The following is a 21880-nucleotide window of genomic DNA, read 5'->3' as shown; positions in this document are numbered from 1 at the left end:
AAGGTGGAAACCGCCCAACTTTCCGGCGTTTCGCGGTATCTTATAAGCAGAAACCAACCCCATGGAGGAAGCCCCCGACATCGAAGAAACCTTCGTCCAGCTGGTCGTCAACCACCAGACGGCGCTGCATGCCTTTGTGCTGGCGCTTCTGCCGGGGCACCCGGAAGCGGACGATGTGGTGCAGGAGGTGAACACTTCCCTTTGGAAAAAGCGCGGGGAGTTCGAGCTTGGGACGAATTTCAAGGCGTGGATGTTTTCGGTGGCGAAGTTCAAGGTGATGGCCCTGTGGCGTGACCAGAAACGCCGCAAGGTCTTGAGCGTGCCGGAGGAAACGCTGAACCTGCTGATCGACGAGGCCGCTGAGGTTTGCCACGGCGCGGACGATCCAAGGCACGCAGCCCTCAGGCAATGCATCCAGCAGCTGCGCCCTGATGACCGCAGCCTGATTCTCCGCTGCTACTTCGACGGCTTCAGCCTGCAGAGTGCGGCCGAGGAGCTGGGGCGAAAGGCGGTGAACCTCAAAGGCAGCCTGCACCGCATCCGAATGGCACTGCGGGTCTGCGTGAAGAGGAAGGTCGGATTGGGGAGGGCAATGTCATGAGCGACCGTTTTGAAAAAAACGGCCGGATCGACGTGTCCGAACTTTGGCGGGCGCTGGAGGATCTGGAGGAAGACACATTGGACTCATCCCGTTCCGAGGAACTGACCGCATTGCTGGGCAAATCGCCAGCAGCAAGGCGGGCTTACCTGGAGTATTTCCAACAGTCTGCGGTTCTCCGGATGGAAGCGGCCAAGCTTCACGAACGCGGCCTTCTGCCCTTTGTGGAATCGGCCTCCCAGGCACGCCGCGTCTTCCAGCGCTCGGTGATGGCGGCGGCGGCGCTTGTGACGATCGCGGCCGTCATTGCCGCCCTGATCGCCGTTGCGCGGCCCGATCCCGCCAAATTCTCCACTGCTGTCACCTCCGGCACTCGCTGGAGCGTGGACGACGTGCCCCAGGAATCAGGAGGAAATATCGGTGGGGTCTCGGAGGGCTCCACGCTCCGTGTCCTTTCCGGAACCCTGAGGCTGGAAACAGAGACCGGCGATCTGCTGGTGGTGCAGGGCCCGGCGACCGTTTCTTTCCCGAAGCTGCATCGCCCGCAATTGCAAAGCGGTTGGCTTTGGATCGATACAGCCAAATCCGGAAAACCGTTCGAGGTCGGTGCGAAAGGACTCCTGGTCCGGGACATAGGGACACGCTTCGGAGTGCGCGTGCCAACGGGCGGCCCGACCGAAGTCCACCTTGTTGACGGGCAGATCGAGGTGATCGCTGCGAGGAGTGGCAAGAAGGTTTCCACGCTCAGGGAAGCCGGGAAGGCATTCGCATACCGCTCCAAGGATGTTGTGGAGGAGATCGCCATGGCACCCGACCCTTTCCCTACATTGCCGGATCTCCTGAAGCAGCCGGCGAATTACAGGACGACCGTTTTCGGCCAAGCGCCGATCGGATACTGGACGCTGGATCAGCCGGTGAAAGGAAGCTATTCCAACATGGTCGCGGGGAGCCCTTCCGCTTCACAAAGCCAGGCGGTGCGCCCCCTTGAGCCAGGGGTAAAGCCCGAGGACGGCTTCCCGGGACTCCCGGCGGGCAACAGATCGGTATACATGGAAGGTGATCCCAACCGCTCGGTAATCATCGGCCTGGAGGGAATGCATGGGATCAGCCAACGCGAGGGAGCCGTTTCGTTCTGGATCCGCCGCGAACCGGGCGCGATCACCAAGGGCGAGGTTCTCTGGCTCGCGGGTCAAGGCAACGAAACCTCGGATACGCCATTCGAGGCAATCCTGCATACGCGCATGGACCCGTCCGGCCAGGTCATTTTCGAGATGAGGAACGGAGACACGAGCGTGAACCTGGTGTCCCCGAGACAAATCAACGACGGGATTTGGCACTATGTCGTTGCCAGCTGGGAACCATCTTCCGTTGATCTTTTCATCGACGGAGTCCTTGTCGGGCATGACGCGCAGCCGCGCACGATCAGGGAGGGGAATTTCAGGGGCCGCTACGTCCGGTTTGGTAAACCGAGCCTCGATCAGCGGGAAACGTTCAATCCATTCACCGGCTGGGTGGACGAGATTTCGCTCTGGGATCGACCGCTGAGTGCAGTGGAGGTCAGCTGCCAATTCGAGGCGGCTGTGGGATCCGGCAAGGAATGACCACATCGATGCAAGCAATTTGGGGAAATCTCCGCCCTTGAGAATCACAGCGTTTGAACTGAAAGTCCCGGCGTGCCAAATCTCTCAAGCAAACTTTTCGCCGTCGCCAAGGAATACATCCCAGGAGGCGTGAACTCCCCCGTCCGCGCTTTTAAGAACGTCGATGGAGAACCCTTTTTCGTCCGCCGTGCCAAGGGCTGCCGCATCACCGACATCGACGGCAAGACCTACATCGACTACATCGGTTCCTGGGGGCCGAACATCCTCGGCCACGCCCCGGTCGCGATCACCAAAACGATCCATCAGGTCGCCAAGGACGGGATTTCCTTCGGTATCCCAAATCCCTACGAGGTCGATATGGCGAAGACGATCTGCGAGTGGGTGCCGTCGGTTGAGAAAGTCCGCATGACCTCTTCCGGCACCGAGGCCACGATGTCCGCGATCCGCCTCGCCCGCGGTTTCACCAAGCGCGACTACATCGTGAAATTCGACGGCTGCTACCACGGCCACTCCGATTCCCTGCTCGTCGCCGCAGGATCCGGCGCACTCACCCACGGCGAACCCGATTCCGCAGGCGTGCCCAAAGCCTTCGCGGAAAAAACCATCGTCCTCTCCTACAACGACCCCGAATCCCTCAAGAAACTCTTCGAGGAAAAGGGCGAGGAAATCGCCGCAATCATCGTCGAGTCCTACCCCGCCAACGCGGGCCTGGTTTTCCCGAAACCCGGATACCTGGAACTGCTTTCCTCAATCACCAAGAAATACGGAGCCCTCCTCATTTTCGACGAGGTCATGACCGGCTTCCGCCTCGGCAAGGCGGGCGTGCAGGGACTCGAAAACCTCACCCCGGATCTTTCCTGCTTCGGCAAAGTCATCGGCGGCGGCCTCCCGGTCGGTGCCTTCGGCGGCCGCGCGGATGTCATGGACATGGTCGCGCCGATCGGCCCGGTCTATCAGGCGGGCACCCTTTCCGGGAATCCCCTCGCCATGGCCGCCGGGCTCGCCCAGCTCCACGAGCTTTCATCGGGCACCCCCGACGGCTTCGCCCGCCTCGACCAGCTCGGCCTTCATTTCGAAACCGGCCTCCGCTCGCTGATGACGGGAAAAGGCATCCCCCACAGCATCAACCGGGTCGGCTCCATGTTCTGCCTGTTCTTCACCGACCGCGAGATCGTCAACGTCGATGACGTGATGAAACAGGATCTCGCCCTCTTCAAAAAGTTCTTCTGGGCCTGCCTGGAAAGAGGCGTCTACATCGCCCCCTCCCCCTACGAAACCGGCTTCCTCTCACTCGCCCACACTGAGGCGGATCTCGACGACACGTTGACAGTCTTCGGCGAAGCCCTGGCGAGCATCTAGAGCCGCGGCCGGTCGATTCTTCAAAAGGCTTTTGCCAGGCCTATCGCAGAATCAGCTAGAGCGTATCGCCTGTTCAGGGGATTGTCGTTTCCGCTGAAAACCTTTATCCTGAGTTCCCCATGAGCAAGCTTATCTCCCGAACGTTCGTCCTTATCCTCACATTTTTTTGCGCATCCGAGGCATTTGCCCAGGCGCAATTCGTCGGACAATACGAAGGCGAGATTTTCACCTCCGTCTCCGGAGCCGCCTCCACCCCTGAGTTCCCCAGCCGCACCGCCGCCTCCATCGACAATGCGGGCAACTTCGAGCTCTTCGGCGGATCTCTAACCGGCACCGTGGACAACGCCGGAGCCATCACCTTTTCGCCCAGCGTCTTCAATTTCACCACCGGCACCCTCACCGGCGGGGTGATCAGCGCCACGGCCTCCGTCCCCCAGGGCAATGGCGTGAACGTGAACACCCGGCTCGCCCTGACACTTTCCACCGGAACCCCCTCCGGCACCCCGGTCGGGGAATTCCAGCTCGATCAGAAACGCTCCCTCCCCGCCCTCCCTCCCGGCATCATGCGGGGCATCGCCTACGGAAACGGAAAATTCGTCCAGGTCGGCCAGTCCGGCATCATCTACGTTTCCACCGATGGGCTGAACTGGACTTCTCCCATCTCCCCGACGACGCGGGATCTGAGAGACGTCACTTTCGGAAACGGGCGCTTCGTAGCAGTAGGAGATTCCGCCACCATCCTGCACTCCACGGATGCGGTGAACTGGACCCTCACCACCTACCCCCGCAGCGCATTCAGCTCCGCACTGAACATTCATGGGGTCGCCTTCGGAAACGGGGTCTTTGCCGCAGCCGGCCTTTCCAATCTCACCCTGAAATCAACCGACGGAATCGCCTGGACGGTTGAGGGCACTTCCGATTTCAACGTCGGCTGGTCAGGCATCGATTTCGTCAACGGCCGATTCTTTTACATGGGGAACCGTCTCGGAACCCTTGGTGCACGCATCATCACCTCCACGGACGCATCGACTTTCACGGCACCTGTTACAGTCTCGCCGAATAAGACCCTCCTCCACATCGCATATCTCAACGGCGTCTATGTCTCCGCAGGTGGCGCAGGGAACGGAGGCGGATTTCGCTTCACCAGCAACGACGGCTCCGGCGCGACGGAAGTCGTGGCACCATCCACGATCACCTCCGTCATCTCGGATGGCACCCGTTTCATCGCCAGCGGCCACACCTCCGACTATACTTCCACGGACGGCCTGAACTGGACGGTCATCCCCGGCTCTCCCGGAAAAGGCTACGACATCGCCGTCGGAAACGGACGCGTGGTTTTCGCAGACAGCTTCCGCACTTCCACGGATCTAACAACTTGGGAAGGCACCCGCCCGCCCGTCATCCCGGGCGGCAGTTTCAGTAAAACCATCACCTCCGCAAACGGCGTCATCCTCGTGGCTGGCAGCAGCGGCACCGCAGTCACCTATGACGGGATCAACTGGGAGGGGAGCAACTCAGGAGTGGTCGCGGCCTTCAGGGGAAGGGATGGCTTCTACGGTCTCACCGGCTCACTGAATAATCCCGGTGGAATCGCCCGCTCCGGAGACGGACTGACATGGACCGGCGTATTCAGCGGCCCCAATACCCTCCGCCACATCGCCTCCGGGGATGACGGCTATGTGGCCGTGGGTGACCAGAATTTCCTCATCCGATCCAGTGATGGGATCAACTGGACGGAAGTTTTCGCCAAGGACACTACCAAGCCCAGCTTCTCCAAAGTCATTTTCGGAAACGGCATCTGGCTTACAATCCAATCACAAGGAAGAATTCGGCGCTCCACGGACGGAGGCCGCACCTGGGCCCCCGATGTTAGCCAAAACATCCGCGATTTAGAATTCCACGCCGGACAGTTTGTCGCACTCCGCACAAACTCTTCCGTTGCCACTTCACCGGACGGAATCACCTGGACGATGGTCCACCCAAGCGTTGGCAATTTCAACTTCATCGACCGCGTCGCCGGGAAATGGTACATCGGCGGTTCGCCGGCTGGCACCACTTCTCCCACCGCCTTCATCACCTCGCGGGATCTGATCACCTGGACATCTGAGGGTGATCGCTTCGGCCAGAATTATCTCGGCCTCGCAAACATCGGTCCGAGCGTCGTTTTCCTCACGGAATCGGGGGAATCCCTCCAGTCCCGCATCGCCAGCCAGCCGCTGCCCTTCCTCGTTTCCTCACCCACCGCTCCGGTCGTTTCCGTAGGCGGCACCCTCACCCTCACTGGCTCCTTCGCAGGCAGCAATCTCACCTACCAGTGGTTTCGCTCCGGCACTCCGTTGAGAAACGACAGCCGCATCTCGGGAGCCACCACCCCCACACTCAACATCACCGACCTCAACGGATTCGATGCCGGGAAATACACCCTCCGCGCCATTTCCGGAAACGACGAGGCATTCACCGTCCCTGCGAGTGTCGTCCTCCCCGCCCTCGCGACAATCACCACCCAGCCGACTCCGCGCATCGATACGTTTCCAGGATTTGAGGAAAAAATCTCAGTAGTAGCCACCGGCACCATCACCTCATACCAGTGGAGGAAAAACGGCACCGCCATCTCCGGCGCAACCACCGCCTCTCTCACCCTTTCGAACCTCGCCCCTGCGGACGCAGCCTCCTACGACTGTGTCATCACCACCGCAGGCGGCTCCATCACCAGCACTCCGGCTGTCGTCACGATCTCCCTCGAATTTCCCGACCCTGCCCTCATAGAAAATCCCACAGCACCCGCACGCGAGCGGAAAAAGGAAAACACCACCCGCATCGACCTCCCGGACAATACCAACATCCGCTATAACTCCGGCTGGAGGCGTTACGACTCGACCAGCGGCGTGGAGGATAGGAACTGGGTCTCGCCCATCAGCGGCTACGGCGGAGACAGCTACAAAATGCCCAATGGAGATTTCCTCCTGATGCGCGCGAAAATTCCGAACGTCAGCTCCTTGCAGGATAGCGGCTTCTCCGTCATGCGCGGCGATGCCTCCGCCGCCGAGTTCTATCCTGTCTTTAAAAGCGGCTCCCAGGTGAACATTTTCCCAAAACTCATCTTCACCAGAAACTACATCTGGATCGCAGGCGACTTCGATACCATCGCAGGCCACTCGACACACCGTCTCGCTCGGCTCAATGCGGACGGCACCGTGGATACCACCTTCACCCTCGCGGACACTTCCCTAGCTGTCCCCAGCCTCCTCTGGGATGATACCGATGGCGGAGTCATCCTCGGCGTGCCGAATCCCACCCGCCCCGCGATCCACAAAGCCTACGCGGACGGCTCCACGGACACCGCGTTCTTCCAAGTCTCGCGCGGTGCCAACATCAGCTGGAACATCACCGGCCTCGCCATCGCACAAAACGGCGATCTCCTCGTCGCCGGCGAGCGCTTTAATTTCAATAGCAGCTTCGGCACGGCACTCTGGCGTTTCACCCGGGGCGGAGCCTTGAGCAGCACCCCGCTGACCCAATACAATCTCAGCGGCTGGAACTTCCACCAACTCGATGACGGGCGGCTCATTTTCATCGCCCGCGAGCAGGGCAGCAACATCCACAAAGCCTACCAGTTCAGCGAAAACGGAGGCCGGAAACTCATCAAAACCTACGCCTTCAACTACCCGATGACTTTCGAGCACAGACCCATCCCCTCCCAACCCCACAACACGGCAGGCATCTTCGGAACGGACTCCACCCAGCTCAACACACCCAATACTCCAGCCTCCATCGCCATCGTCTCCGAGCCACTTGACCAAACCATTATCGCAGGCCGCCCCGTCAGTCTCTCGGTCGGCGCCACCGGCTCTTTTCCCCTTTCCTATCAGTGGAGGAAAAACGGAACGAACATCCCCGGAGCGACCGGCCCTTCCCTCAACCTGGCCTTCTCGGAATTCGCCAATCTCGCAGGAAACTACTCCGTCCTCCTCAGCGATTCCACAGGCTCGATCCTAAGCCGCACCGCCGCCGTCACCGACCAAGGCGGCGGAGCAAGAGCCGTCGCCGTCCCTCAGACGGGCTTCGAAAACTGGGCCTCCCAGAACGGAATCCCCATCGACAAAGCCGGACCCACCGACGACGCGGATGACGACGGCGTCCCGAACCTCCTCGAGTTCATCGCCGGCACCAACCCCACCGGTTCGTCCACCCTACCCACCCCCGTGGGATTCGTTTCCCTGAACGGGGAGTCCTACCAGACCATCTCCATCGTCCGCCGCAGCGGGGTATCCGGCTACACCATGGGCGCGGAAAGCTCGGCCGATATGTTCCGCACCGCCCCCGTTCCTGCGGTCGAATCCGGTCTTCCCGAGGATCTCGGAAACGGCTTCGAGCGAGTCACCTACCGCTCCACCGTCCCGGTCAGCGCCAGTCCGAGAGGCTTCATCCGCATCGTCGCCAATGCCAACTGATTCGCATCCTTGCCTTTTTTCCATCGCGGGCTATTGGCTGGGATGAAAACCTTGTTTCTCTCACTCCTCCTTGCCGCAACATCTTGCGCAATGGAAGAAGCGCCTATTCTCCTGGTTCTCACCAACCACGCAAAACTGGGCGACTCCGGGAAACTCACGGGCTTCTTCCTCTCCGAAGCTGCGCATCCCTATGAGGTTTTCACGGAAAACGGAAACCCCGTCACACTGGCCAGCCCCAAGGGCGGCTTCGCCCCGCTTGATCCCAAGAGCTTCGATCTCAAGGATGAGGCGAACGCCTCGTTCTGGAAAAAATTCGGCAACGGGGACGAGAAGAAGCCCGGCGTCGAGAAGACGATCGCCCTCTCCGAAGTCGACACCAAGGCATACGGCGCGATCTTCTTCGCCGGTGGCCACGGCGCGATGTGGGATTTCCCCGATTCCGAATCGTTGAAAAAGGTCACCGTAAGCATTTACGAAGACAACGGATCAGTCGGCGCGGTCTGCCACGGCCCGGCGGCACTGGTGAACGTGAAGCTTTCCGATGGCAAACTCCTCATCGCCGGGAAGAAGACCGCGGTGTTCACCAACTCGGAAGAGAGCGCCGTGAAGCTGAGCGAAACCGTGCCCTTCCTGCTCCAGGACTCCTTTGAAAAGGCCGGAGCCACGGTCGAAACAGCAGAGGACTTTTCTGAGAACGCCGTCCGCGACGGCCGCCTGGTTACCGGACAGAACCCGGCCTCAGCCAAGAAAGCCGCCGAGCTTCTGCTCGAAGCATTGGAAAAAGCCGAGTGATCACTCCTCGACGCTGATCCGCGTGCTCAGCACGTGGGTTTCACCGGGCATCACGATCACCGCCCGGTCGTTCGCAATTGCCGCCTCGATGCAGCAGAATTTCCGATACCCGTCATCCGGCAAATCCCCGAACGCGGCGGCTTTCTCCACCCAGGGATTCCAGACCACCGTGGAGGGGCTGCCGCTTTTCTCGATGAGGATTGTTCTCCCGGAAAGATCATCGACAAGGAGAATACTACTAGAACTATCGTAGATCGAATCCACCTCACTTCCGAATCCAAGCGCCACCGTCTGCTTTCGCATGGTGGGCGTGCCAACGGTATCCAGGTAGTCCGCCCCCTCCAGGTTCACGACCCGCACCTGCTCGATATCCGAGACCGCGAAATAGGAATGCAATGCGCCGGAAACCACGATGGGGATCTCGTTCGGATTCCGCGTTTCCAACATCACCTCCAGCTCCGCTCCTGCCTTCACGGTCAATGTTGCATGCCAGATCCCCTCGCTCATCTCAAATTTCAAATCCACCCCTTCCCCACTCTCCCCTGCCTCCACCAACTCCCAGAACCTCGTCCTGGCAATGCCATGCGACGGCATTTCCGGATTCGTTGGGTGCGCATTGAACCACGGCCAGCAGACCGGGATCCCGCCGCGGATCGCCTTCCCCTCCTTGTAAACGGCATCCGGACTAAGATACAGGACCTCATCCTCATCAACGGGCTTCCACGACATCACATGCGCGCCGTGCAGAGCCACGCGAGCCACGCAGGTCGGATGATCTATTTCGAAAACGGGATACGACGGAGCGGCATCGGACAAACGGACGGAGGCGGGAAGGCTCATGGTTAGGGCGATGATACGGCTCCTGGAGTTATCCGCCATCCGATAAACATCAGGTGTCCCACTCCCACGCAGCCTTGATCTGGTCAATCGCGCGCCTGTCCTTTTTCGTCGGTCTTCCTTTCGCAGCCTCCTGCTTCGCGATCTGCCAGCTTTTCAGTGCCTCGTAAACTTCGGGCTTCGTCCTGTCCTCGTAGCAGGCCTGCGCCTCGGGTGCGCCGACCCGTTTCGCGATGACACCCTTCACAAGGATCTCGCGGAAACCCGGCCCCTCGACGAAAGGGATCTGCAACTCGTCGCCAACCTGTATTGAGGAGGCGCGCTTGAGCACATGCCCGTTCCGCCTCACCTTGCCGTCGGCGAGAATCTCACCCGCCAGCGCGCGGGTCTTGAAAAAACGCGTTGCCCACAACCATTTGTCAGCACGGATCGAATCGGACATCGCAGCGAGATTGCCACCTGCGGGCTATGTATGCAACCCCGCCGGGCATTTCGGAGGGTTTGTCATCACATCATCCTATCCCCATCCATGCATGAAAGATTCGGTCAAAACATCCGTCTAAAGGGGATGCTCAAATCTCGGCATGCTCCCGGACTGACATGCTTGCTCTCTGTGCTTGGATCCCTTGCGACAGCCTTCGCCCAAAGCACAAATCCCGCCCGGCCATTCTTGGAGAGCCACTGCGTCCAATGCCACGGAACTGAGAAGAAAAAGGGAAAGGTCACCCTGCATGATATCGGCTTTGATTTCAGCGATGCCGACACGGCAGACCGGTGGATTGATGTCCTCGACCAGCTCACCAGTGAGGACATGCCTCCCGAGGAGGAAGAGCAGCCGGAAACCGCAGAGCGGAACCGAATCATCGAATGGATTGAGGGAAATCTAAAGGACGCCGACCAAGGTGAGGCCTACCGCCAGAAACTCCTCGCCCCGGAATACGGAAACTGGGTGAGCCATGAAAAACTATTCTCCGGGGAAATCGACACCCCTCCGTATTCGCCTTCCCGCCTGTGGCGCTACAGTCCCGAGATTTTTGACCGGAGGGGATTTGGCAAAGCCCGCAGCCCGTTCACCTACGTAACCCCGGAAAAGGGAATCCGTGACTACGCAGCGACGTCCACAGCGGATCGGAGCACGGTCCAGATGGTTCTGATCAATGCGGAACAGTTTCTTGAAGAGCGGGAGAAGAAAGGTGATTTCAAGATCTTCGCCGACGAAGAGCCGATGCCCACGGATGAGATTCTCGCCAGGACGGTGGAGCAGGAATTCCGCCGTATCATTGGGCGCATGCCAATCGAAGCGGAACAGGCAAAGTATCTCGCGTTCCTGAAGGAGAACATCAAGTTGGGAGGAAAACTCGCAGGCCTGAAGACGATGATCAAAGCGATCTTCCTCAACCCGGAAGCAGTCTACCGCATGGAATTCGGTTTGGGCGGGGTCGACGAACACGGTCGACGCCATCTCTCTCCCGAGGAAATGGTTTATACGCTGACCTACGCCCTAACCGATGAATTGCCGGAACGATCGAAGCCGATCTGGGACGCCTACCAAAACGGGAAGCTGAACAACAAGGAAGACGCTGCCAACGTGGTGAGGCAGATGCTGGATGAGCAACTGGGAGAAGGCCCGTGGAGCAACCGCAAGGTTCCCCGCATCATGCGCTTCTTCGAACAGTTTTTCGGATTCGACCGCGCGGGGGATGTGTTCAAGGACGATGAACGGAAACGTCTCGAGGCAATCCCCCAGTGGAACACCGCTCTGCTGATGAACGACGCACGAATGCTGATCGAGCATATCCTCAGAAAGGATAAGGACGTCATCGCCGAATTGCTCACCACCAACGACTACTTCGTCGCCCATCCGGGAGACAACGGCTACGCGCGGGAATTCTACGAACAGCAGATCGCCGAAGTCCTCGATCCGGGATACGTCGAAGCTCAGGTAACCCTGAAGCGCGAGCAGCTGGACAAGGCTCCGCCACGGCTGAATGATTCGGAGCACCGGAAAAAACAACTTGCCGATGCTCGGGAGAAGGCGGAAAGCAAGGTCCGGAAGTTCAAGACGGCATTGGAGGCGGGGATCAATCCTCATCCCGAGTTTCCATTTTCGAACCGCTCCCACGGGATCGGGGATCTGATTTACATCACTCCCTACAACCTGCCGGAATCAAAGCGCAATGAGCCCCAGAAGTGGAACTGGCCCATCGAGCAGCCATTTGAAATGCCTTCCGAGCAACGTGCCGGACTGCTCACTCATCCCGCATGGCTCGCCGCCTGGTCGGTGAACGACGGGAACGATCCCATCCACCGCGGGATCTGGGTGTATGAGAAACTCCTTGCCGGCAAACTCCAGGACGTCCCCCCGGACGTCGATGCCAAGGTTCCGGTCGATCCCCACCAGACCCTGCGGGAACGCATGGGCTTGCTGAGGGAAGAGCGCTGCTGGAACTGCCATCACAAGATCAATCCCCTGGGCGAGACCTTCGAGATGTTTGATGACTGGGGCCGCTACCGGACGGAGGATTTTTTCGGGGAAGACGGGAAAATCGTCACGAGGAGAGACGCGACGTTTGAACGCTTGCTGGAAGACGGAAAGCTCACGGCCCGCAAAGTCGATGCGACCGGAACCATTGCTGGCACCGGTGAAGCGGGTGTCGATGGGGACGTGGAAAACGCCGTGGAGATGCTCCATCGCCTCGGGAAATCGCAGCGCGTGCGCCAGTCGTTCATCCGTCACCTATTCCGCTACTTCATGGGCCGGAATGAAATGCTCAGCGACTCCAGGACACTGGTCGAGGCTGAGAAGGCCTATATGGATAGTGATGGCAGTTTCAAGGAATTGGTGGTTTCCTTACTCAGTTCCGATTCATTTCTTTATCGCCGATAAGAAGCTTACCAACGAATCAACATGTATCAGAAACGACGCGAATTTCTCAAAGGGCTCTCCCTCGGCGGAGCATCCCTTGCCATGGCTCCGTTCATCCGGTCCCTCCATGCGCAGTCAGCGGGAGTCGAGAGCGCCCTGCCAAAGCGATTCGTCTTTGTGGTCAAATCCTCAGGCATAGACAAGTTCAACATGGTTCCAGAAGGGCTTGAGAACCATTTCGTCAGTGCCACCGAAGGAAGCAAACTGGGCAACAAGGCCCGGCGCCTCGGGCCCTTGGTCGATGTTTCGCTCGCCGATCACGCGCTCCCGGAAAAACTGGAGCTGCTCAATGAGTTCAAGGATCGCATGACGGTAATCCAGAGCCTTTCCGGCGAAGGCTTCAGCGGGAACCATACCACCGGCTACGGTGCCCTTTCGTGCCACAACTCCGAGAAAGTCGCTGTGGCTCCCACCATCGATTGCATGCTGGGCCAGCATCTCTCGACCGGCCCCTACCCGATGTATGGGCTGGCAACCAACGGGCGGCTGCTTGAAGGCGGGATGGGACTGGATGAAAGCTACTGCTACCCCAATATCTCCGCATACAAGGCAGGGGTTCCCGTTCCATTCCAATCCTCGCCACGCAAGGCCTTTGTCGAATTGTTCGGAGCCTCGACAGGCACGCAGGCCCAGCTCGAAAGCAAGCTGGCGCTGAACGGGAATCTCATGGATTTCCTGACGGACGACGCCCGGCGGATCCAGAAACAGCTCTCCGGTGAAGACAAGGAAAGGTTCGCCCTTTATCTCGATTCGTTCGAGTCCATCCAGGACATCGAAAGGAAGAAAGCCGCATTGAGCGACAGGATCCGGAAGTTCGCCCCAAAGCCGACGGATCTCTACGATTCCATGAAGCCGAAGCACCGGATCGAATCCTACTTCGAGTTGGCCACTTCCTCGCTCGTCACCGGCCTGACGAATGTGATCACCCTCCGTCCCGATACCTTGGGCGTGCAATACACGGAACTCGGCATCACCAATTCCGTGCACAATCTCGGTCACCTTCAGGACGGCAAGGCCACCAACGGCATGACCGGATTCGAAGCAAGGGCTGCGGTGGAGAAACTACATCTCAAGGGCATCAAGGAAATGGCGCGAAAGCTCGATCGTATCCCGGAGGGGAATGGAACGATGCTGGACAATACCCTCATCGTTTACATGTCCTGCGCCGGCGGCGACCACCACGGCGGCATGGCCGACTGGCCCTTCGTCCTGCTCGGCGGGATGGCAGGCAAACTGAAAATGGGACGCTACATCGAATATCCGAAATATGAGGAAGCCGGGCCACAGGACATCGCCAACCTCTACCTGTCCTTCATGCACGCAGCCGGAATGGAGGCTCCCGATAGCTTCGGACAACTAGACTCCAAGCTCAAACATCTCGACCTAGGCGGACCGCTGGCGGAGTTGATGGCCTAGTCTGCGTTTTCAGGCAATGGCGCCCATTTTCTCCCATAGTAAGGCCAGGCGTCCCAAGGGGAATTGCCCGAAGTCTCACGCGGATCACCAGTCGTCTTCAAATGCGCTGTCAGCCTTTCCCTTAGCTTGAGCAAGGTCTCATTTTTGGCCGGGTCAGACGCAAGGTTGTGGATTTGGTATGGATCGCTCCGGCAGTCGTAGAGTTCTTCGCCTGGACGCTTGCCAAACGAAAGATCGAACAAACCGGGATCAATTTCTTTCCGTCCGAGCATGATCGTCTTTGTAGGAGATGCATCGACATCCCCATACTGACCTTCGTTGGTGACGACACGATAGTCCCCCGCAGGCCAACGGTCAGGTTCGTAGTTCCGGATGTAGAGGAAATCACGCGTCCTGATCATCCGCATCGGATAGCCCGCACCCTCGACGCGGCACCATGCATGGCGCTCACGGCCACTGAAAACGGCATCTCGATCCGGTTCAACAACACCGGATTTTTCCGGTTCTAACAGACCCAGGAGACTGCGACCGTTCATTGTTTCGGGAACATCGAGACCTGAAGCTTCCAGAAAGGTCGGCGCCAGGTCGATCAAACTCACGAAGTCATCGACCGCCCGCCCGCCGGGCACACGCTTCGGCCAACGTATGGCCAGCGGCATTCGGGTTCCCAGGTCATACATGTTTGCTTTGGCGCGAGGAAACGGCATTCCGTTGTCACTGGTGATCACGACCAATGTGTTCCCAAGCTGACCAGCCTTCGCAACTCGATCCAGGATCTCCCCGACTTTCTGATCGAAGCGTTGGATCTCGAAAAAGTAGTCGCAGAGATCGCTGCGCACCTCAGGTGTATCTGGAAAGACAGCGGGCACTTTCACCTTCCCTGGATCCATTCCGGAACGGATGCCACTGCCTTTTTCATAGCCACGGTGCGGATCGGTGCTGCCAAACCAGAAACACCATGGTTGCCCCTCCTCGGCATTATCGAGAAACTCGTCAAAATCCTTGAACTTCTCCCCCGCGGGATTGGAGGTGCGACCGCCTACCTGCACGTTGCCCGGTGCCCAACCCTTATCGATAAATCCCACATGATAGCCCGCCTTGGCCAACAGATCGGAGTAGAGCGGATATTCAGCGGAAAGGGTTCCGAACAGTTGCCCTCCCTGCCCGAGACGCCAGACATCCTGGCCTGCGAGGATCGTGCCGCGCGATGGCGTGCACGACGGGGATCCGCAATACGCATTTGTGAACAGAACCCCTTCGCGGGCAACCCTGTCAAAGACCGGCGTCTGGATCACAGGTTCGCCGTAGGCGCTGGCATGCGGGTAGGATTGATCATCGGATAAACAGAAAAGGATGTTCGGCCTGTCCGCTCCGGTCCCGATCTGGATGGAGAGAGCGAGGAAAGCGAGGATGGAGCGGGGCAGCACGGCCTTATGGGAGATAGTATTGATTCTCGTTCGGAAACTCAATCGAGCTTCAGCCGGTAGGCCTCGGCTGCGTTTTTCCAGAAATAGCGTTCACAGGCTTCCTGCCCTTTGGCGGAAAAGTATTCGTTCACCAGTTTCACGACGCTGGCATAGTCGCCACTGTTCTTCGTGCACGGCCAGTTGCTGCCGAAGATAAGCCGCTCCTCCCCAAGGTTTTTCCAGAGGACATCGAGCACACTGCGATAGTGATCCAGCGTGTGGGGCGCGGGCTGCGGGATGCTGCGCTGATAGAGACCGGAAACCTTGCACCAGACGTTCTTGTTTTCGGCAAGCTTCTCGACAGCCGCGACCCACTCCGGATTGGCAGCCTTGCCGTCGAAGTCGTAGCCAAGGACATGATCTACGATGATATGCAGTTCGGGAATGGCGCGCGCGAGATGATCGACTTGCTTAACCGCCTCCACCCCGCCCCCATTGACGAGGATATCGACACTGAGCTCGTTTTTCGCAAGCTCGCGCATGCTGGCGAGGAACTTCGGGTCGGCATAGTCGATCGCCTTCTTCTCCTGGCCGTTGCGTGCGCGGATTCCTACGACTCGCGGATCCTTTCGAAGATCAGCCAGCTGCCCGGCGAAGTCATCCGCGTAGGGATCAATGTTCCCGACAAACCCGATGAAATAGTCGTCGCCCTTCACAAGATCGAGCACCCAACGGTTGTCTTCGGGGCGGTCGCTGGCCTCGACAATGATCACGCCTGTGAGACCCGTGGGTTTTGAGACTTCCTTGAATTCCTCGGGGAGATGCGGTTTGTACAACACTTCATCATCCTTCGGCGGCCAAGGGATACCGTCTTCCCGGGTTGGATCGTAGAGGTGGATGTGTGTGTCGATCATGTGCTTCACCTTGGGAAGCGGGCGCTCGTCTGCTGAGGCGATCGTAAGCAGAAGTAAAAAAGAGAGCAGAACCTTCATGGCAATCACCCTAAGTGACAGATATGATGTCTCCAGAAAATTCAGCCACCGCCCGGATCGGCTTTTCCCCACCGGGATCAACGCCGTTCAAAGGCTGGCGCAATACGTGGCTTGCACGCAGGGACAAGCTTGTAAGCCAGGGCTCGCCCTGGGCGGATTGACTGACTTCACCAAACACCATCAATAAGCCCAGGATTCGCGTTCATTTGCGATTCTATTGCCACGATCTTGATCGCCTTGTAAGTCCCCCTGAAAACAACCGCCGGAACTTTGGATTCGACCGCTATAGCCGGTGAATCTAATGTTCTTTTGTAACCTCGCCCCGGAAACGGCTCAGGAATCTTTGACATGAACGACCTACCTGAATCCAACTGCCCGAAATGCGGAGCCCCCATCCCCGAGGACGCACCGCAAAAGCTATGCCCGAAATGCGTCTTTTCCGGAATGTCCGCCACTCCGGTTGCCCGTTCGCACCGGTCAAATAGCTCACCGCCATCCGTCGCGGAAGTGGCGGCTCACTTCCCCGAACTGGAAATCCTCGAACTGATCGGAGCCGGCGGAATGGGTGCCGTTTACAAAGTGCGCCAACCGAAACTCGACAGGCTCGTCGCATTGAAAATCCTCTCCCACGATCTTGCTGAGGATCCGGCGTTCGAGGAGCGCTTCAACCGCGAGGCGCGCGTTCTCGCCCGGCTCAACCATCCGAACATCGTCACGGTCTTCGATTTCGGCTCCAAGGGCCCCTTCTGTTTCCTCCTCATGGAATATGTCGAGGGGGTCAACCTACGCCAAGCCATGCGGGCGGCCAGCTTCACCCCGGCGGAATCGCTCGCTCTCGTCCAGGATGTTTGCTCCGCCCTGAAATTTGCGCACGAGGAAGGCGTTTTGCACCGTGACATCAAGCCGGAGAACATCCTCCTCGATTCCCGCGGCCGGGTGAAAATCGCGGATTTCGGGATCGCAAAACTGGTGGGCATGGATGAGCGGGACGATTACACCCTGACCATGCCCGGCTATGCACTGGGCAGCCCCCACTACATGGCTCCCGAGCAAATCGAGACACCGGGCGACATCGATCAGCGCGCCGACATCTATTCGCTAGGTGTCGTTTTCTACGAACTGCTCACGCGGGAGCTGCCCATCGGGCGGTTCGCGCCGCCTTCCGAGAGGTCGCCTATGGATCCGCGCATCGACGAGATTGTCATGCGAGCCTTGGAAAAGGATAGGAAGGCCCGTTTCCAGAACGTCGGCGAGGTGAAGACGGGGGTCGAGGCGATCACTGGATCAAAGCCTGTTGCGCCAAAAGCTTCCGGTGGGAATGAGCCGCCACCGCTTCGTCCGCCCGCCTCGGGCGAACCTTCTGCGACTCCGCCGCCGGAATCCAACACTCCATGGCGTCCGATCCCGTTGAAAGCGACGATCATCCTCTACGTCCTCACCTTCATTGCGGCGCTTGTCATGGATGGGATGACACTGGCAGGGGAGCTGCGTCGTTCGGACGAAAAGATGGCGATGTCCCTCATTGTCATGGCGATCGGCATTCCATCAATTGTGTTCTGCTGCATACTCCATTACAGGTGTTGGAAAGCCATTCCGGAAAACTTCAGGGCTATCTCCCCTGCCAGTGCCGTAGGATTCCTCTTCGTTCCGTTCTACAACTTCTATTGGGCTTTCGTGACTTGGCCCAAGCTGGCCGAGAGCCTCACTGCATGGCAAAGGGGCATCGGCAGATCCCACGTTACGAATGTGCACGGCTTGGCGGTGACTTATGGCATCCTTTTTGTGCTCTCCTTTATCGTTGGCTTCATTCCTGGGATCGCGACCTTGATAGGCATTGCCGACCTCATCATCTTCATCCTCTTGTATCGAACCATCACCAGCACGATCAACAGCATCAACCAGCATTCAGCCTGATCGCCGGGAACTCAGCCACGATCGGATATCCAATGAACAGCAAAGAACATCCCGGCGGATCCGCTGCGTTTTTCACCACACGCTGGACGATGGTCATGCGGGCAAGCGGGGATGCACCTGAGGCGAAGGCCGCGCTCGGTGAGCTTTGCGAAGCCTACTGGACGCCGGTTTTCAAATTCCTCCGCCGTGAGGGTCGCAGCGAAGACCAAAGTCGGGAAATCACCCAGGAATTCATCAGCCGACTGCTTTCAAGGCCGGGGATGAACAAGGCGAACCCTGAGAAAGGCCGCTTCCGTTCCTACCTGTTAGGTGCGCTCAAAAATTTCCTCACCGAGACGAAACGCAACGAGGCACGCCTGAAGCGCGGCGGTGGTGTGGTGGTCGAGTCGATTGATTCGGGCGGACCGGAAACTTCGCCCGGTTGGCAGATCCCCGATCCCTCGGCAGCGGTTCCGGACAGCTATTTTGACCGCCAATGGGCACTCGCCATCATGGATCGCAGCCTGGAAGCCGTCCAAACCACATTAGAAAGGGCGGGCAAGAAAGCCCATTTCGAAGTCTTGAAGGCCTGGCTCATCGGAGAGACCGGGAACCTCTCCCAGGCCGAAGCCGCCGCCTCGCTCGGCATGACCACCGGAGCTCTGAAAGTGGCGATCCACCGGCTGCGGGCAAGCTTCCGGGAGGCCGTGCTGGCGGAAATTTCCCAGACTGTGGAGGATACGGAGGAAGCCGCCGAGGAACTCCGCTACCTCATCGAGGTGCTTTCCACCACAGCGCCTGAGAAATGATCCGGAGGGGATTTCCCCCGCAATAGCGCCTTGGGAAAATCTCCTGTTGCCTGTACCCGATCGCACGCGAATTTCCGGGGTGCCCGCCACCATGATTCCCACACGATCCGCCGCGCTCGAACGGCTGGAGCAGTTCGTCCCGCTCGCCTCGAAATACGCAGGCCGCAGGAACTTCGATCTCGGCATCAGGAAACACGATGGCGTTTCTCAGCTGTCCCCATACATCCGCACGCGCCTCGTCACCGAGGAGGAATGCACACGCGCCGTTCTACAAAACCACAGCGCACGCTCTGCGGAAAAGTTCCTGCAGGAGATCGCGTGGCGAACCTATTGGAAAGGCTGGCTGGAGATGCGGCCGGATGTTTGGAGCCACTACCTTTCCTCTATCGAGGAACACGAAAAATCGGATGAGTATGATACGGCGATTTCCGGGAACACCGGGATAGCCTGCTTTGACCACTGGGCAAGGGAGTTGGTCGAAACCGGCTATATCCACAACCACGCGCGGATGTGGTTCGCCTCGATCTGGATCTTCACTTTGAAGCTCCCATGGCAGCTCGGCGCGGATTTTTTCCTACGCCACCTGCTAGACGGCGACCCTGCGGCGAACACGCTGTCATGGCGTTGGGTCGCAGGCCTTCACACTCCCGGAAAGCACTACCTCGCCCGCGCCTCAAACATCGAAAAATTCACCAACGGCAGGTTCAATCCCGCCGGCCAACTCGACGAATCAGCCTCGCCCATCCCGGCGGATCGATCCTTCGAAAGACAAGCCCTGCATCTTCCTCCGAACCCGAAGCCACAGGGTCGCATCGGCCATCTCATGTTTCCCGAAGATCTCGCCCCGCCACCCGAGGAAATCGGTGAAATCCACGCCACCGCCGCCTACCTGCCAGACGCGTTGAAAACGACAAAGCTCGTCACCGCATTCCTCGACGGCGCAATCAACGACACCTTGAACCGCACCCAAGGCACCCGCCTCGACGGCCCGTTCCAGAGCTCCGTAAACGATTGGATCAGCGCGGAGAAACTGGACTCGATCGTCATTTCCAAGCCCACCGTCGGTCATACACGCGATTTCATGGAAAGCCATCCCGTCCCCGCAATAACGCACATTTTCATCCGCAGCTGGGACAGGCTCCTCTGGCCGCGCGCCACCGCAGGCTTCTTCAAACTGAAGGACGCCCTTCCCAAAATCCACGCATCACTGGCACCTCATCGCGAAAACGATCTCTTCCCCGATATTTGAAATGAAACGAGTCAAACCACAGAGAGCACGGAGAACACAGAGCCAGTCCTCCGAAAGGTAGAGATACGAAACCAAAACCTCTGTGTCCTCCGTGCCTTCATGCCCTTCAGGGTGCTCCGTGGTCAAAATCCCCCAACCAAAGCGTACCTCTGCAACTCTGTGGCGATAGATCTCCCAACTGCCGACCCCAAAACCATGCCTGAAACAACCTTCCAAAACGCCTACCTCGGCTCCCTCATCGCCGACGCCCTCGCCATGCCCGTACACTGGTACTATGACCGCGAAGCGCTGAAATCGGAATACGGCGAGGTCACCTCCTACCTCGCCCCGAAGAACCCGCACACCGGCTCCATCCTCTGGCGTTCCCAATACACCTCACCCAACGAGAAAGGCGAGATCCTCCACGACCAGGCGCAATACTGGGGACAGCGCGGCATCCATTACCACCAGTTCCTCAAGGCTGGGGAAAACACCCTGAACTTCCAGCTCGCCACAGAGCTAGTGCGCCTCTGCGGACGAAACGGCGGATACGATCCCGACGAGTGGCTCGCGCACTACATCGATTTCATGCTCACCCCGGGGTCTCACCGCGACACCTATCTCGAGGAATATCACCGTGGATTTTTCACCCATTACGCAAATGGAAAACCACCCCGAAAATGCTCGATCAAGGACGAACACATCGGCGGCCTCGCGCAGGTCCCCACCCTTTGTTTCGTGCTTCGCGAACTCGATCTCCCCGAACTCCGTGCCGCCGTGAAAGAACACGTAGGCCTCACCCACGCCCACCAGAACGTCCTCCGCGCGGCGGACACTCTGGCTCGGCTCATTTTCCGCATCCGCGAAGGCATGCCTCTCCGCGAAGCCATCCAAAAGGAAGCCGGTGACTGGATCTCAGGAACCAAGGCGGAGAAATGGTCTGAGCAGCCGGACACCTACGTCATCGGCCAGCGCTTTAGCCCTGCCTGTTACATCGCCGAGTCCATGCCCGCTTCGCTCTACCTCGCGTGGAAATACCATGACGATTTCGACGCCGGCATCATCGCCAACGCCATGTGCGGCGGCGATAACTGCCACCGCGGAGCCGTCGTCGGCTCACTCCTCGGCGCGGCGAATTCTGTCCCCGAAAAATGGCTACGGGGGTGATGGAGGCTTTCCCCAGGTCAGTTCACCAGCCGCAGGGTGAGGGGGTAGCGGTATGGGAAGGGATCCGAGGCTTTCACCGCCGCGATGATGGATAGCACCATGGCGGCGATGCCGATGAAGGGAACGAGCGGGATGCCGATGCAGGTGATCGCGCAGACCACCGAGTAGATCAGGACGGAAATATGGAAATTGAGAGCTTCCCTGGCGTGGTGGGTGATGCGTGGGGATTCGTCCTTTTTCACCAGGTATACGACCAATGGGAGTATGATCCCGATGCCCAGAAGGAGGGAGATGTGGCAGAAGACGATCCAGAGTTGCTCGTCGCCCTGCGAGCGGGCGCTTGGCGGCGGGGGGGCTTGTGGGAGCATGGGTGGTGGCGTTTCCATATCTTTATGCTGGCAAGGT

At 58.9% G+C, this 21880-nt stretch carries 16 protein-coding genes; 11 read left to right on the top strand and 5 right to left on the bottom strand.

Annotated elements, in window-relative coordinates; genetic code table 11:
* Positions 1 to 61 precede the first annotated feature (61 nt).
* The 5 genes from HZ994_13315 (at position 62) to HZ994_13295 (ending at position 8801) form a co-directional block, all read left to right on the top strand.
* A complete protein-coding gene (locus HZ994_13315) occupies positions 62 to 601 on the top strand; it encodes a sigma-70 family RNA polymerase sigma factor (GenBank protein ID QTN33249.1) in 540 nt (179 codons plus the stop codon).
* Entirely contained in the window at positions 598 to 2199 is a 1602-nt protein-coding gene (locus tag HZ994_13310; GenBank protein ID QTN33248.1) for a FecR domain-containing protein, read from the top strand. The genes HZ994_13315 and HZ994_13310 overlap by 4 nt, the downstream gene beginning before the upstream one ends.
* Before the next feature lie 72 nt (positions 2200 to 2271).
* The gene (hemL, locus tag HZ994_13305; GenBank protein ID QTN33247.1) at positions 2272 to 3558 is read left to right on the top strand and encodes a glutamate-1-semialdehyde 2,1-aminomutase; all 1287 of its coding nucleotides are present in this window, start codon (positions 2272 to 2274) and stop codon (positions 3556 to 3558) included.
* A gap of 119 nt (positions 3559 to 3677) precedes the next feature.
* Entirely contained in the window at positions 3678 to 8009 is a 4332-nt protein-coding gene (locus tag HZ994_13300; GenBank protein ID QTN33246.1) for a hypothetical protein, read from the top strand.
* Positions 8010 to 8099: 90 nt separating this feature from the next.
* A complete protein-coding gene (locus HZ994_13295) occupies positions 8100 to 8801 on the top strand; it encodes a type 1 glutamine amidotransferase domain-containing protein (GenBank protein QTN33245.1) in 702 nt (233 codons plus the stop codon).
* Here the strand turns inward: HZ994_13295 and HZ994_13290 are convergent, their stop codons facing one another.
* On the bottom strand, positions 8802 to 9641 hold the full coding sequence (locus HZ994_13290) for a D-hexose-6-phosphate mutarotase (protein QTN33244.1): 840 nt from the start codon (positions 9639 to 9641) through the stop codon (positions 8802 to 8804).
* A 49-nt stretch (positions 9642 to 9690) separates the two neighbouring features.
* The gene (locus tag HZ994_13285) at positions 9691 to 10080 is read right to left on the bottom strand and encodes an RNA-binding S4 domain-containing protein (GenBank protein QTN33243.1); all 390 of its coding nucleotides are present in this window, start codon (positions 10078 to 10080) and stop codon (positions 9691 to 9693) included.
* A 228-nt stretch (positions 10081 to 10308) separates the two neighbouring features.
* Here HZ994_13285 and HZ994_13280 point away from each other — a divergent pair, with 228 nt between their 5' ends.
* Both HZ994_13280 and HZ994_13275 read left to right on the top strand, forming a co-directional pair.
* Positions 10309 to 12525 carry a DUF1588 domain-containing protein gene (locus HZ994_13280; GenBank protein QTN33242.1) on the top strand — a complete coding sequence of 739 codons (2217 nt, stop codon included), beginning with the start codon at positions 10309 to 10311 and terminating at the stop codon, positions 12523 to 12525.
* 21 nt (positions 12526 to 12546) lie between these two features.
* Positions 12547 to 13980, top strand: a complete 1434-nt coding sequence (locus HZ994_13275; protein ID QTN33241.1) for a DUF1552 domain-containing protein — start codon at positions 12547 to 12549, stop codon at positions 13978 to 13980.
* Here HZ994_13275 and HZ994_13270 read toward each other — a convergent pair.
* The gene (locus HZ994_13270; GenBank protein ID QTN34399.1) at positions 13977 to 15422 is read right to left on the bottom strand and encodes a sulfatase; all 1446 of its coding nucleotides are present in this window, start codon (positions 15420 to 15422) and stop codon (positions 13977 to 13979) included. The two genes, HZ994_13275 and HZ994_13270, sit on opposite strands and share 4 nt — an antisense overlap.
* 23 nt (positions 15423 to 15445) lie before the next feature.
* Positions 15446 to 16378, bottom strand: a complete 933-nt coding sequence (locus tag HZ994_13265; GenBank protein ID QTN33240.1) for an amidohydrolase family protein — start codon at positions 16376 to 16378, stop codon at positions 15446 to 15448.
* Between the two features lie 348 nt (positions 16379 to 16726).
* Here HZ994_13265 and HZ994_13260 point away from each other — a divergent pair, with 348 nt between their 5' ends.
* The 4 genes from HZ994_13260 to HZ994_13245 all read left to right on the top strand — a co-directional run bounded on the left by HZ994_13260 (position 16727) and on the right by HZ994_13245 (position 21475).
* The gene (locus tag HZ994_13260) at positions 16727 to 18292 is read left to right on the top strand and encodes a protein kinase (protein ID QTN33239.1); all 1566 of its coding nucleotides are present in this window, start codon (positions 16727 to 16729) and stop codon (positions 18290 to 18292) included.
* Positions 18293 to 18324: 32 nt separating this feature from the next.
* Positions 18325 to 19080, top strand: coding sequence for a sigma-70 family RNA polymerase sigma factor (locus HZ994_13255; GenBank protein QTN33238.1), 756 nt, complete (start codon positions 18325 to 18327; stop codon positions 19078 to 19080).
* Between the two features lie 70 nt (positions 19081 to 19150).
* Positions 19151 to 20329, top strand: a complete 1179-nt coding sequence (locus tag HZ994_13250) for a hypothetical protein (GenBank protein QTN34398.1) — start codon at positions 19151 to 19153, stop codon at positions 20327 to 20329.
* Positions 20330 to 20524: 195 nt separating this feature from the next.
* Positions 20525 to 21475, top strand: a complete 951-nt coding sequence (locus HZ994_13245; protein ID QTN33237.1) for an ADP-ribosylglycohydrolase family protein — start codon at positions 20525 to 20527, stop codon at positions 21473 to 21475.
* A 17-nt stretch (positions 21476 to 21492) separates the two neighbouring features.
* Here the strand turns inward: HZ994_13245 and HZ994_13240 are convergent, their stop codons facing one another.
* Positions 21493 to 21843: a DUF4870 domain-containing protein gene (locus HZ994_13240; GenBank protein ID QTN33236.1), complete on the bottom strand. Its 351-nt coding sequence runs from the start codon at positions 21841 to 21843 to the stop codon at positions 21493 to 21495.
* Between the last annotated feature and the right edge of the window lie 37 nt (positions 21844 to 21880).

This window comes from Akkermansiaceae bacterium, assembly GCA_017798145.1.
In the GTDB taxonomy this organism is placed as follows: domain Bacteria; phylum Verrucomicrobiota; class Verrucomicrobiia; order Verrucomicrobiales; family Akkermansiaceae; genus Luteolibacter.
Note: the sequence above shows the minus strand (reverse complement) of the source record. Positions and strands in the feature narration are given on the sequence as shown.

Coding starts and splice junctions, on each gene's coding strand:
- HZ994_13315 (QTN33249.1), top strand. CDS start 62: ATGGAGGAAGCCCCCGACATCGAAGAAACCTTCGTCCAGCTGGTCGTC.
- HZ994_13310 (QTN33248.1), top strand. CDS start 598: ATGAGCGACCGTTTTGAAAAAAACGGCCGGATCGACGTGTCCGAACTT.
- HZ994_13300 (QTN33246.1), top strand. CDS start 3,678: ATGAGCAAGCTTATCTCCCGAACGTTCGTCCTTATCCTCACATTTTTT.
- HZ994_13295 (QTN33245.1), top strand. CDS start 8,100: ATGGAAGAAGCGCCTATTCTCCTGGTTCTCACCAACCACGCAAAACTG.
- HZ994_13290 (QTN33244.1), bottom strand. CDS start 9,641: ATGAGCCTTCCCGCCTCCGTCCGTTTGTCCGATGCCGCTCCGTCGTAT.
- HZ994_13285 (QTN33243.1), bottom strand. CDS start 10,080: ATGTCCGATTCGATCCGTGCTGACAAATGGTTGTGGGCAACGCGTTTT.
- HZ994_13275 (QTN33241.1), top strand. CDS start 12,547: ATGTATCAGAAACGACGCGAATTTCTCAAAGGGCTCTCCCTCGGCGGA.
- HZ994_13265 (QTN33240.1), bottom strand. CDS start 16,378: ATGAAGGTTCTGCTCTCTTTTTTACTTCTGCTTACGATCGCCTCAGCA.
- HZ994_13260 (QTN33239.1), top strand. CDS start 16,727: ATGAACGACCTACCTGAATCCAACTGCCCGAAATGCGGAGCCCCCATC.
- HZ994_13255 (QTN33238.1), top strand. CDS start 18,325: ATGAACAGCAAAGAACATCCCGGCGGATCCGCTGCGTTTTTCACCACA.
- HZ994_13245 (QTN33237.1), top strand. CDS start 20,525: ATGCCTGAAACAACCTTCCAAAACGCCTACCTCGGCTCCCTCATCGCC.
- HZ994_13240 (QTN33236.1), bottom strand. CDS start 21,843: ATGCTCCCACAAGCCCCCCCGCCGCCAAGCGCCCGCTCGCAGGGCGAC.